The following is a 12,292-nucleotide window of genomic DNA, read 5'->3' as shown; positions in this document are numbered from 1 at the left end:
TAAATAAAAACTGACATCTAATGTCTCAAAACAAAAGAATTTTCGTAGAAAAAAGAGGAATTTTCGATGTGGAAAGTCCAAAAATTTTTGATGAAGTAAAAGCGGTGGTGCCTGCCGTGCAGAAAGTAAAGGTGTATAATGTATATGACATCTTCGGGCTGAATGCCGGAGAATTTGAAAAAACAGTCAACAGTACGTTCGTAGATCCGGTAACGGATATCCTGCACGAAGAAAATCCGGCTTCCTCCATCCATTTTGCCATGGAGTTTTTACCTGGTCAGTACGATCAGCGGGCAGACTCGGCACAACAATGTATTGCTTTGCTTACGGAAAACGAGAAATCGAAAGTAAGAAGTGGGAAGCTTATCGAATTTGAAGGCGTTTCGGAACCGGACCTTGTAAAAATCAAAGACCTTCTGATCAACAAAGTGGAATCTCAGGAAAAGGATTTATCCATCCTGGATATTCCTGCGGAGGAAGCACCGTCAAAAGTCATCATCCACGAAAATTTTATCAGTTTTGATGATGCGCAGCTGGAAAGTTTCTACCAAAGCCACGGTTTCGCCTTGGGTCTGGACGATTTAAAATTCATCCAGGAATACTTTAAATCCGAACAGCGCAATCCTACGGAAACGGAACTGAAGGTATTGGACACGTATTGGAGCGACCACTGCCGTCACACGACTTTCGAGACGGAACTTTCAAACATTGAATTTGAAGGGCAGTTTAAGCATACTCTGGAAACAATTTTCAACGACTATATCGAAAAAAGAAAATTTCTGGGCCGTGAGCTGAAACCGATTTCCTTAATGGATCTTGCGACGGTTTGCGCCAGATATTTCCATAAAACAGGCAACCTGGAAAACCTTGTGGTTTCTGATGAAATCAATGCCTGCACCATCCAGATTGAAGCAGAATACGACGGTAAAAAAGAGCCGTGGTATTTATTATTCAAAAACGAAACCCACAATCACCCGACAGAAATCGAACCTTTCGGAGGGGCTTCAACGTGTCTGGGAGGAGCGATCAGAGATCCTTTGTCCGGGCGTTCTTTCGTATTCCAGGCGATGAGGTTAACCGGTGCAGCAGATGTGTTGGAACCGGTAGATCAAACCTTACCTGGAAAACTACCTCAGAAGACCATCACCAAACAGGCAGCTAACGGATATTCTTCTTATGGAAACCAGATCGGTCTGGCCACAACTATGGTATCCGAAATCTATGATGAAGGGTACAAAGCCAAAAGAATGGAAGTCGGTTTTGTAGCCGGTGCCGTTCCTGTAGATTGGGTAAGACGGGAGAAGCCGGAAGCTGGGGATTCTGTCATTATCCTTGGTGGGGCCACAGGCCGTGACGGGGTAGGAGGAGCGAGCGGAAGCTCAAAAGAGCAGGACGAAACCTCCATCCACACCATGAGTTCCGAAGTACAGAAAGGAAATGCGGTGGAAGAACGTAAAATCCAGCGGTTATTCAGAAACCCGGAAGTAACGAGGCTCATTAAAAAATCAAATGACTTCGGTGCCGGGGGAGTATCGGTAGCCATCGGTGAAATTGCCGATTCTCTGGAGGTGAACCTGGATGTTTTACCCTTAAAATATGAAGGGCTGAACGGAACCGAGCTTGCCATTTCCGAATCTCAGGAAAGGATGGCCGTTGTGGTGGACCCGAAAGATAAAGACCAGTTCATCAAATTCTGTGAAGCGGAAAACATTGTAGCGGTTGAAGTCGCAAAAGTGACGGATTCCGGAAGAATGCAGATGTTCTGGAAAGGAGACAAAATCGTAGATCTTTCAAGGGAATTCCTGGATACCAATGGCTGTTCAAAGACTCAGGAAGCAAAGATCACGCACCTGAATGAAGTAAAAGAAGAAACACCGGCGTTTAACGAGGAGAATTTCTTAAAAATACTAAGCGATAAAAATGTAGCTTCCCAAAAAGGATTGCTGGAAATGTTCGATTCTTCGATCGGGGCGACTACGGTGGCAATGCCTTTAGGAGGAAAGTATCAGCAGACCCTGATGGAAGGAAGTGTTCAGACCTTACCGGTCATCGGAGCAAAAGATATCGAAACCGTTTCCCTGGCAAGCTGGGGCTTCGATGCGGAGATTTCCAGGCAGAATTCACTGTTGGGAGCTTCGTACGCCGTAGTGGAAAGTGTGGCGAAAATCGTAGCGATGGGCGGCGATTACAAAAACATCAGATTAAGTTTCCAGGAATACTTTGAAAAACTGGGACAGAATCCTGAAAAGTGGGGTAAACCATTAGCTTCCTTACTGGGTGCTTATGATGCCCAGATGAACCTTGGTCTGGCCGCGATCGGAGGAAAAGACTCGATGAGCGGAACCTACCAGGATTTGAATGTTCCGCCAACGCTGATTTCATTTGCGTGCGCCAACGGGGAAAAGAAAAATATCATCTCTCCTGAATTTAAAAATGCAGGAAATAAAATTTATTTCTTCAATCATACCGCCCAGGAAAGCGGACTGCCGGATTACGATGCCTTAAAAGCTGTTTTCGAACTGATCTTTGAAAACATCAAAGCCGGAAAAATCGTTTCCGTAAAAACTATAAAAGAAGGCGGTGTGGCCGTTGCCTTAGCCAAGATGAGCTTCGGGAACAGGTTAGGAGCCGAGATTAATGTTGAGGAAAATGCTTTATTGTCTAAAAACATCGGAAGTCTGATCATCGAATCTAAAGAAGACCTAAGCTCTACTGATCTTCAATTGATCGGCGAAGTGGTGGCAGATCAGGTTTTAACCATCAATCAGCAATCAACGGTGATCAGTACATTAGCAGCAGCCAATACCGGTACCTTTGAAAACCTTTTCCCAACTGTAGAAAAGGAAAAACTGACGGTAGAGCTGGATGAAAAGCTGAACTCCGTTAATCCGAGAAACATCATCATTAAAAAGCACGGCATTGCCCAGCCTAAAGTATTTGCTCCGGTATTCCCGGGAACCAACTGTGAATACGATACGCTGAATGCTTTTGCCAAAGAAGGCGCCGCCATCAGCAGTTTACCGTTGATCAATATCAACCACCAGTTGCTGGAGGAAAGTATTGATGCCTGGATAAAAGAAATCGCATCATCCCAGATCTTAGCGTTCTCGGGAGGATTCTCCGCCGGTGATGAGCCGGACGGTTCTGCGAAATTTATTGTCAACGTTTTAAAAAACGAAAAAATGAGAAATGCCGTTCACGAACTGTTGGACAGGGACGGAATGATCATCGGGATCTGTAACGGATTCCAGGCGTTGGTAAAATCAGGATTGCTGCCGTACGGACGGATCAAGGACCTGGATGAAAATTCTCCTACCTTGGCTCACAATGCGATCCGGAGACATATTTCCCAGATGGTGAACGTGAGGGTCGTAAATGATGAATCGCCTTGGTTAAAAGGAATGAAGGATCAGGTATTCACCATCCCGATTTCTCACGGTGAAGGCCGTTTCATGGCTTCGGAAGCAGAAATCCAGAAGCTGTATGAAAACGGGCAGATCGCTACCCAATATCTGGATCTCGAAGGAAACATTGCCCACGGAATGCCGTTTAACCCGAACAATTCCCTATTCGGAATCGAAGGGGTAACCAGCCCGGACGGAAAAATCTTCGGAAGGATGGGCCACCCGGAACGTTTCGCCCAAGGACTGATGAAAAACATCCCGACTGCGAATTACCACAACATCTTTAAAAATGGAGTGGAGTACTTCAAATAAAAATAAACAAAAAATGACGGTCATCAATGGCCGTCATTTTTCTGATCTGGAAGGTTTCTATGAGGAAATTTCCCAACTTTTTATGAAAGACGAAGACTGGAAAGTGGGAACACTGGACGGCTTTGATGATCTCCTGTATGGATTTCAGGGTGAAATCACCTGGAAAGATGCTGATAAGTCTAGAGAAGATCTAGGATTTGATCTGACCAAAGAATTTTATGAAAATAAAATCAGGCAGGGAAAACCGTTCAACGTAGCATTAATTCAGCAAAAACTTAATGATCTGATCGCAGGAAAAGGACAGACTTTATTTGAGATTTTAGTAGAAATCATTGAGTCGCATCAAAAGATTACGCTAATTTTGAACTGATTTTAATACAAGAACAATGAAGTACGGATTATTTTTCGGAGACAGCATTACCTATGGAGAGTACGATGGCGTATTCGGCGGCTGGGTGGATATTCTAAAGCGGTATGCCCTGCAGAAATACAATGAAGAGAACGATGAGCTGATCCTGTTCAATCTGGGGATCGGAGGCGAGACAACCGAAGGACTGGTCAAAAGGATTTCCCATGAGATGGAAGCCCGGAATTCCCCTGACGGAAACATTGTATTTATCGGTTACGGAGCTAATGATTTAGCCATAAAAGAAGGAGTAGCAATGGTGTCTCCGGAACGTTTTAAAACAAATATTTTAACGGCTGTGCAGAAAGCAAAACAGTACGCGGAAGACATTTACCTCATCAGTATTCTTCCGGTTGCTGAAAAAATAGACGGCATAACAGTTGCCTCGGGAAAATTAAGGAGCACGGCCGCGATTCTGAAATACAATCAGATCCTGAAAGAGACCGCTCATGAAAATAAGATAACGTACCTGGACTTTTACTCCGGATTTGTGGATGACAAGGAAGTCCTGCTTTCAGGGGATGGGGTACACCCCAATGAAAAAGGATACGGGATCATGGCAGAAATGGCAATACCCATTATTGACCAATATCTCTGATTCCGTTCAGTTGAACAGCCATGGTAAAGAATAAACAAAAATATCAATAGGAACGGGATTTGATCCGTTCCGCTTGTTATTATCCTTTTTAGCGTTAGCCCGATCAGGGTTTGTGCTAAGCGAAAATATAGTTCCAATAAACCAGGACTCCGGTTACAACAGAAACAGCAGCCAGCAGCAGGACTGCTCCCGCAGAAATATCTTTGATGAAACCGATCCGCGGATCGAATTCCGGCTGAATGATATCACAGATCTTTTCAACAGCCGTATTGAAAATTTCCGCGGCCAGTACGCCGGATGATACAACCAGGATCAGTACGGCATCAGGTATTGAAAGATGCAGGTAAAAAATTAGAAACAGGTTGATCAAAAAAGCGGCAAGCTCCAGCTGGAAATTCCTTTCGCTTTTTATCATCATGAAAATCCCACGGAAAGCGTTCAGGAAACTGAGGTGGAGCAGTGGTTTTCGCATAAGGAAAGATTATCTGCAAATATAAAACAAGTATTTCGGTAATATCCGGTTTTGCGGTACCTTTGAAAGGATTAAATATAAATCCATGAAAAATAATCTGACGATATTGGTGATGGCACTGATGTCTGCTGCGGGGTTTTCCCAGGAATACAAGGCTAAAATAGGGCAGACAGCCTGCGAATGCTTTAAAAAGGTAAAAGCAGAAAGTCCTGATCCCGAACTGCTGGAAACGAAAATGGGATTCTGCATCATCAATGCTGCAGAGCCGTATGCAAAGCAGCTGAAAAAAGAGTATGACCTGGATATTCTCGGAGATCAGTCTTCTGAAACGGGGAAGCTGATTGCAACTCTGATGCTGAAAGAATGTCCCGATCTGTTTATGGAAATGGTAAACAGCGAAAAAAAGGGCAGTATCGGCAAAGCGTCTCTCGGAACGTCGGTCAGCGGTACGGTTACCAGGATAGAAAAAGGAAATTTTATCATCTTTCATGTAATAGGAGAAGACGGCAATCTGATAAAACTCTACTGGGTGACTGCAATAGACTCCGGTCTCGACCTGCCCAGGGAATACCAATCGCTGCTGAATAAAAAAATAAATGCCGTTTATGAAAAAAATGAAATATTCGATCCCGGAATTAATGATTACCGGAATATAAACATTATTTCAACATTAAAAAAAGATTAATGACCTTTGTGAAAAACTCCTTTGATTATTTCTTCTTCATCTGTATTCTATTTATTATATTTGTAGAAACTTATTTTTAAATCTATGAAATTTATTATTTCAAGTGGAGAACTGCAGAAAGCATTGCAAACTGTAAGTGGCGTAATATCAAGTTCTCAGTCGAGACCGATTTTAGAAAACTATCTTTTTGAACTGGACGGAAATAACGTTACCATTACAGCATCCGATGGCGAGACTACTCTTGTAACCTCACTTGAGGTAAAATCTGATGATGCCGGTAAATTTGCCGTTCCTGCAAAGATTTTCCAGGATTTCATCAAGACGTATGGAGAACAGCCGCTTACCCTGGCGGTAAAAGATAATGCTGAGGGCACCGGAAGCCAGCTTGAGATACTAGATGAGAAAGATAATTTTGCCGTAGCTTTGGACAATGCAGATGACTATCCGGAAGTTCCGGAATTTGATGCTGCCCAGAGTGTTACCATTCCGGCAGGCGTACTTTCCGAAGCGTTGACCAATACGCTTTTTGCCACCAGCAACGATTCCCTGCGTCCGGTAATGACCGGAGTACTGTTCCAGTTTGGGGAAGAAGAAACGAATTTCGTCTCTACCGACTCCCACAGGCTGGTTGTGTACAAAAGGAAAGACCTGATGAATGCCGAACCGATGGAATTCATCATGCCTAAGAAGCCGCTGAACATTTTCAAGAACATCCTGGCCAGCTCCAACGAAGAGGTCACCATCGAATTCAATGAAAACATGGCGAAATTCACTTTTGGGAAGCATACCTGGATCTGCAGGCTGATCGACGGGAAATATCCGAACTATACGGCCGTGATCCCGAAAGAAAACCCGAATGTGCTGACCATCAACAGAAACCTTCTGCTGGGAGCAATAAAAAGAGCCTCCATCATGTCCAATAAATCAACCAATCAGGTGAGATTCAAATTGTCTGCAAACATTCTCCATCTTCATGCGGAAGATACGGAATATGCAAACAAAGCAGATATGCAGATCCCTTGCGACTACAACGGGGAAGACATCAATATTGGGTTCAGCTCCAAATTCCTGACGGAGATGCTGACGATCCTCGGATCAGACGATATCACGATGAAAATGTCGCAGCCTAACAGACCGGGAATCATTGAGCCTCTTGACGGTCTTGAAGACAATGAAAATATTTTAATGCTTTCTATGCCGGTGATCGGCTTATAGCAGGATGATATAAAGATACAGAGAGGCCTTGATTTCAGGGCCTCTTTTTGCTGTGATCAATCCATGGTAGACCAGCCGAAAGATCCTTACGCGGCAGTGTTATCTTCAGCCTCCCGGCACCGCTTCCGGAGAAGGGAAAAGGGTAAAAGTCATACTCTTAAAATCTGTTAGAAATTTCTCTGTTTCTTAAAAAAACACGACATTTGTAACTCGAAAAATTCAACAGGATTTTCAAAATATATTCAATGAAACCGCAAGGTTGATCTGTCTAAAGAAATAAATATAAATTATCAGATGAAAATATCAAACAACTGGCTTAAAGACTTTATCAGAACGGAAATAAAAACAGAGAGAATCGGTGAGTTTCTTACGGATATAGGTCTTGAAGTTGAAGGGATAGAAAAATTTGAAAGTATAAAAGGCAGCCTGGAAGGAATCGTAGTAGGGAAGGTACTGACCTGTGAAAAACATCCGAATGCAGACAAGCTGAAAAAGACAACGGTAGAGGTAGGAAACGGAAAGGTGCTCCATATTGTCTGCGGAGCCCCGAATGTGGAGGCCGGACAGACCGTTCCCGTAGCGGTTGTCGGAACAAAAATCTATGATAAAACCGGAAATTTCTTTGAAATCAAGGAAGCTAAAATCAGAGGGGAAGTTTCGCAGGGGATGATCTGTGCGGAAGATGAACTGGGGCTTAGCGACGATCACGGCGGAATCATGGTGCTGGATGCCGGAAAATTTGAAGTCGGTACTCCGTTTGCCAATTATTTTGAATTATCGAATGACGAAGTTTTCGAGATCGGCCTTACGCCGAACAGAACCGATGCCATGTCCCATTACGGGGTGGCAAGGGACCTGAATGCCTATCTTTCCACCAATCAGCAGAAAGCGGAATTCGAAAAAGTATCTTCTACCGCTCTGCACAGTGAAGGCTCACATGATTTTACCCTGGAAGTGGAAGATTCCGGCCTGTGCCCGAGGTACATTGGTGCTGTAATTGAAAACATAAAGGTTACGGATTCCCCGGCATGGCTAAAGGACAGGCTGAAAGCCATCGGCCTAAGCCCGATCAACAATGTGGTAGATATCACCAACTATATTCTGCACGGATACGGACAACCGTTGCATGCTTTCGACGCCGGCAAAATCGCGGACAGAAAGGTAAAGGTGGGAACCGTAAAGGAAGGTACGAAATTCACCACGCTGGATGGGGTGGAAAGAACATTGAACGGTTCTGAAATCATCATCAAAGACGGACAGGACCAGCCGATGTGTATTGCCGGAGTTTTCGGGGGGGCAACATCCGGAGTTTCCGCTGAAACGAAAACCATATTCCTGGAAAGTGCCTATTTCAATCCGGTAGCGGTGAGAAAAGCAGCTAAATTCCACGGACTCAATACCGATGCCTCTTTCAGGTTCGAAAGGGGAGTCGATCCTAATATCACCAGAACGGCCATTACCAAAGCCATCAAGCTGATTGAGGAACTGGCAGAAGGGACACTGACCGGTGAACTGCTGGAAGAATATCCAAAGAAGATTGAAGACAGCTACGTCATCATCAGGTTCTCCAAAATAGAACAGATCCTGGGAACCAAGATCCACAGGGAAAAAGTGAAGGAAATCCTGAAGGCACTGGACATCCAGGTGCTGAATGAGATCCAGAACGGGCTGGAAATTTCCGTTCCTGCCTACAGAGCGGATGTGACAAGGGAAATAGACGTAATTGAAGAAATCCTGAGGATTTACGGCTACAATAAGATCGATGCCCCGCAGAAAATTTCCTTTACGCCGGTAAAGCTCAGTGCACAGGACCAGGATGAACTGGAAAACAGCTGGGCCAGGACTTTGCAGAGCCTCGGGTTCAATGAGGTGATGAACAATTCACTCACTTCCGTAAAAGATGAAAAAGAAGCCGTACGACTGCTGAATCCGCTGAGCGGCGACCTGGCATTCATGAGAAAGTCATTATTGGAAGGCCTGCTTCAGAATGCCGTTTATAATGTAAACCGGAAAAATGAGGATATTAAGTTTTTTGAGCTGGGAAAAATCTATCACAAACGTGAAAAGTACGAAGAAAGAAAGCAACTGGCCATTTTAGTTTCGGGAAGGGATGTGGCTGAAAACTGGTTACAGCCGAAATCCGCCACCAGCTTTTATCACCTGAAAGCATATGTGAAAGTTCTGCTTGAGCGTTTGGCCGTTGATTACCGGGAAACCGCCCTGTCTGATGACCGGTTCTCCGATGCGCTGGCTTATGAAGCAGACGGAAAAGTATTGGTAAGGATAGGAAAAGTGGCTCAGCAGCTCCTGAAAGATGCAGACCTGGACCAGGAATGTTTCTACGCGGAAATCGAGCTGGAATATGCACAGAAGCTTCGTGCAGAAAACAGGCTGAAATTTAATGATATTCCTAAATTCAACAAGATCAGAAGGGATCTTGCCTTGCTGATGGATAAAAATATCAGGTATGAAGACCTCTACCAGACTGCTAAAAAGAATAAGTCGCCTTATCTGAAAAACATAAATCTGTTCGACGTTTACGAAGGTAAAAATCTTCCTGAAGGGAAGAAATCTTATGCCATGAGTTTCGAGCTTCTGAACGAAGAAAAAACGCTGGAAGAGAAAGAGATTACTGCCGTTATGGATTCGCTGATCAAAGCTTTCCGTAAAGAGTTTGACGCGGAACTGCGAGGATAGCCACATCTCCTTATCAGGACTCACAGCCCTGGTAAGGAGATAATAATTAGCCCAAGAAACCGTTTAAATAATAATATTTCCGTAAATTTGGTTTAATTCAAAAAGAAAATAATGAAACATCTTTTTTTAAGTATATGTACGGCAGCGGTTTTGGTTTCGTGCGGGACGATGGGCGGTTCATCTGCTTCCAAGGTAGGAAAAGCACAGCCGGCACTTACAGGAACGAAATGGGCACTGGCCGATAATGTAAAAGGGAAAATTCCGACGCTGAATATTGACGGGGAAAAAATCAACGGGAATGCCGGATGCAACAATTATTTCGGAACGGCGAAAGTAGATCCTGCCACAGGAAACTTTTCAGCCGGAGGATTGGGTTCTACGAGAATGGCCTGTGAAAACATGAGTGTGGAAAAGAACTTCATGGATATGGTAGGGAAGGCCAACAAGTATGTGATTACCGGAAATGTGCTGGAACTGTATCAGGATAACCTGCTTCTGTTAAAATTCAACAGGGCAGAATAATAGAAATTACAGTATTACAAATAAAAAAGGAACTCAAATAAATTGAGTTCCTTTTTTATGTTAAGATGATTGATCTGTATTTAGTCTTCCTCTTCGTCGTCGTATTTAGCCAACTCTTCGTCACACCATTTAAAAGCAGCTTCTACCACTTTTGTAGCCTCGTCTGCCATTGTTTCCTCATCATCACCTTCAAGATCATCCAGCCACTCTACTTCTTCCTCTTCCACATTCAAGATAAATCTTGGATATTCTGTATGAACAACGAATAAATCTTCAGGAAATTCCGAATTATCTGCTAATAAAAACTTTGGTAATTTCATTTTTTTAATGTTTTAACTTTAACCAAAGATAATAAAATTATTGGTATTTGTTCCTGTCGATCTTAATTTTTTGCAAAACTTTATACCGTGTTAATGTGGTCCGTTTCAGCGTATCTTCCGGCTTGAAAGTCAGTGTGGTATGGGGATTCACCGTGCTGATGAGTTCAGCTGTCTGTACCTTTTCCAGATCTTCGGCAGCCTCCAGGTAAAACAGCAGGGGCACCGAATCAAGATGTTCGGCCTGCAGGTATTGCTGCATCTCTTTCCGGTTTTCCAGATAATTTCCTCTGGAAAGCAAAGTGAAGAAAAGTCCGGATAAAAGACTCAGGAAACCTATTGCATATGCCCTGATACCGGACAGCTGGAAAAGCTTCCTGAAATACACCAGCCAGACCGGAAAACTGAAGGGGGCCATCAGCCGGTAATCCAGGGCATTCACAGGATAAAAATATTGGATAAAATAAGAACATACCGTTCCGGCAATTCCTGTAAATACGAAAAAAAATTCAGTATCGGTAAGCTTGTATTTCAGGAACAGGTAAACGGTCAGAAGGATATTCAGGAAACCCAGTCCGTAAATGGCATAGTTTATCCTGCCGCCTCCCGGATCTGCAATATGGATAAAAGGATTAAAGGTGGTACACAGCCCCTGAAACAGTTCGGGAAGAAGTTTAGAGGTCGGGTACAGCCCGATGATGAGGGCATCGTCAATATAATGTTCATTAAAATAATCGATAAACAGGATTTTGTATAAGACGACGAAAATACCTCCTGTAATCCCGGAGATGATAAATGTCCGGGAATAGCTTTTTCTCAGAAAAATAAGGCCGTAGGCTCCGGTTCCGAACATAATGAAAAGTGAACTGTACCGGATGTTATACAGGGCGATCAGGCAAAAGGAGAGATAGAATACCGCCCGGCCACCTTTAAGTTTGCCCTCAATAACCAGCGAAGACAGGTACAGAAAAAGAAGGACGAAAGGAAGAACCAGTGATTCGCTCATCGTATAGGAAAAAACAGACAGGAAGCTGAACAGGCTGCATACCAGCACCGATTCCCTTGAAAAGAACTGCTTTTTCCAGGCAAACAAGACAATGAACAGGAATGCGGCAAGCCCAACCGCTTTGCTTCCCCAGAATTCGTCCAGTCCTGTATAGGTGAAAAGCCTGATGCTTGCGGGATATCCTAAAGGAGTGACCGTATTGTCAATAACCGGAAGAACGTGGGCAAACCGGAGATATCGTATGGAGTCAGGGCTGACGCGGCCTTTCTCATTGAGTAAAAAACGCAAAATGGTCATCATAAAAGTGATGATGACCAGTATAATCTGAATATTTCTTTCTTTGAATCGTATCAAGGGAATGGTTATTTAATTATAAATCCGGCTTTGCTGCCCAAATGTATAACTTATAATCCATAACTCATCACGTAACCTTATTTTGAAAACATTTTCGCTACTTTGTCCGCTTTTTTGCTTTCCGAATAATCATAGAATCCCTCTCCGGATTTTACGCCGAGCTTTCCTGCCGTTACCATATTGACCAGCAATGGATTAGGGGCGTATTTCGGATTTTTGAATCCGTCATACATCACGTTAAGGATGGCCAGGCACACATCCAGGCCAATAAAATCCGCCAGCTGGAGCGGACCCATGGGATGGG

General features: G+C 43.7%; 11 protein-coding genes. 7 read left to right on the top strand and 4 right to left on the bottom strand.

The features are described from left to right. Positions 1 to 20: 20 nt before the first annotated feature. From QZ735_RS05210 to QZ735_RS05200, 3 genes are read left to right on the top strand one after another with little or no spacing between them, the layout of a single operon-like run. Positions 21 to 3,716: a phosphoribosylformylglycinamidine synthase gene (locus QZ735_RS05210; protein WP_294245158.1), complete on the top strand. Its 3,696-nt coding sequence runs from the start codon at positions 21 to 23 to the stop codon at positions 3,714 to 3,716. Positions 3,717 to 3,729: 13 nt separating this feature from the next. Beyond that, complete coding sequence (locus QZ735_RS05205) at positions 3,730 to 4,086, top strand: ribonuclease inhibitor (RefSeq protein WP_294245155.1); 357 nt, start codon at positions 3,730 to 3,732, stop codon at positions 4,084 to 4,086. Positions 4,087 to 4,102: 16 nt separating this feature from the next. After that, the gene (locus QZ735_RS05200) at positions 4,103 to 4,720 is read left to right on the top strand and encodes a GDSL-type esterase/lipase family protein (RefSeq protein WP_294245152.1); all 618 of its coding nucleotides are present in this window, start codon (positions 4,103 to 4,105) and stop codon (positions 4,718 to 4,720) included. Positions 4,721 to 4,835: 115 nt separating this feature from the next. Here QZ735_RS05200 and QZ735_RS05195 read toward each other — a convergent pair whose 3' ends face one another. Then, positions 4,836 to 5,192 (bottom strand): diacylglycerol kinase family protein, encoded by a 357-nt coding sequence (locus QZ735_RS05195; protein WP_294245149.1) that lies wholly within the window; start codon positions 5,190 to 5,192, stop codon positions 4,836 to 4,838. 85 nt (positions 5,193 to 5,277) lie between these two features. On the opposite strand from QZ735_RS05195, the gene QZ735_RS05190 reads away from it, so the two are divergent. The 4 genes from QZ735_RS05190 to QZ735_RS05175 all read left to right on the top strand — a co-directional run bounded on the left by QZ735_RS05190 (position 5,278) and on the right by QZ735_RS05175 (position 10,311). Beyond that, a complete protein-coding gene (locus tag QZ735_RS05190) occupies positions 5,278 to 5,877 on the top strand; it encodes a hypothetical protein (protein WP_294245146.1) in 600 nt (199 codons plus the stop codon). An 84-nt stretch (positions 5,878 to 5,961) separates the two neighbouring features. Then, a complete protein-coding gene (dnaN, locus tag QZ735_RS05185) occupies positions 5,962 to 7,092 on the top strand; it encodes a DNA polymerase III subunit beta (protein WP_294245144.1) in 1,131 nt (376 codons plus the stop codon). 294 nt (positions 7,093 to 7,386) lie between these two features. Continuing rightward, on the top strand, positions 7,387 to 9,789 hold the full coding sequence (pheT, locus tag QZ735_RS05180) for a phenylalanine--tRNA ligase subunit beta (protein ID WP_294245142.1): 2,403 nt from the start codon (positions 7,387 to 7,389) through the stop codon (positions 9,787 to 9,789). A gap of 111 nt (positions 9,790 to 9,900) precedes the next feature. After that, positions 9,901 to 10,311, top strand: coding sequence for an META domain-containing protein (locus tag QZ735_RS05175; RefSeq protein WP_294245140.1), 411 nt, complete (start codon positions 9,901 to 9,903; stop codon positions 10,309 to 10,311). 80 nt (positions 10,312 to 10,391) lie between these two features. Here QZ735_RS05175 and QZ735_RS05170 read toward each other — a convergent pair whose 3' ends face one another. From QZ735_RS05170 to QZ735_RS05160, 3 genes are all read right to left on the bottom strand, one after another. Next, a complete protein-coding gene (locus QZ735_RS05170; protein WP_089790842.1) occupies positions 10,392 to 10,631 on the bottom strand; it encodes a hypothetical protein in 240 nt (79 codons plus the stop codon). A gap of 37 nt (positions 10,632 to 10,668) precedes the next feature. After that, positions 10,669 to 11,988 (bottom strand): hypothetical protein, encoded by a 1,320-nt coding sequence (locus tag QZ735_RS05165; RefSeq protein WP_294245125.1) that lies wholly within the window; start codon positions 11,986 to 11,988, stop codon positions 10,669 to 10,671. A 77-nt stretch (positions 11,989 to 12,065) separates the two neighbouring features. Next, positions 12,066 to 12,292 (bottom strand): 3-hydroxyacyl-CoA dehydrogenase family protein (locus QZ735_RS05160; protein WP_294245123.1); only part of this gene is annotated, 227 nt, incomplete at its 5' end.

Source organism: uncultured Chryseobacterium sp., from assembly GCF_913776365.1.
Classification (GTDB): domain Bacteria; phylum Bacteroidota; class Bacteroidia; order Flavobacteriales; family Weeksellaceae; genus Chryseobacterium.
The sequence above is the reverse complement of the archived record's forward strand: the minus strand, read 5'-3'. Positions and strand labels throughout refer to the sequence as shown.

Bases quoted from the DNA above. Each gene is read 5' to 3' on its own strand.
- QZ735_RS05190 (WP_294245146.1), top strand. From the start codon at position 5,278: ATGAAAAATAATCTGACGATATTGGTGATGGCACTGATGTCTGCTGCG.
- QZ735_RS05195 (WP_294245149.1), bottom strand. From the start codon at position 5,192: ATGCGAAAACCACTGCTCCACCTCAGTTTCCTGAACGCTTTCCGTGGG.
- pheT (WP_294245142.1), top strand. From the start codon at position 7,387: ATGAAAATATCAAACAACTGGCTTAAAGACTTTATCAGAACGGAAATA.
- QZ735_RS05210 (WP_294245158.1), top strand. From the start codon at position 21: ATGTCTCAAAACAAAAGAATTTTCGTAGAAAAAAGAGGAATTTTCGAT.
- QZ735_RS05200 (WP_294245152.1), top strand. From the start codon at position 4,103: ATGAAGTACGGATTATTTTTCGGAGACAGCATTACCTATGGAGAGTAC.
- QZ735_RS05205 (WP_294245155.1), top strand. From the start codon at position 3,730: ATGACGGTCATCAATGGCCGTCATTTTTCTGATCTGGAAGGTTTCTAT.
- QZ735_RS05170 (WP_089790842.1), bottom strand. From the start codon at position 10,631: ATGAAATTACCAAAGTTTTTATTAGCAGATAATTCGGAATTTCCTGAA.
- dnaN (WP_294245144.1), top strand. From the start codon at position 5,962: ATGAAATTTATTATTTCAAGTGGAGAACTGCAGAAAGCATTGCAAACT.
- QZ735_RS05175 (WP_294245140.1), top strand. From the start codon at position 9,901: ATGAAACATCTTTTTTTAAGTATATGTACGGCAGCGGTTTTGGTTTCG.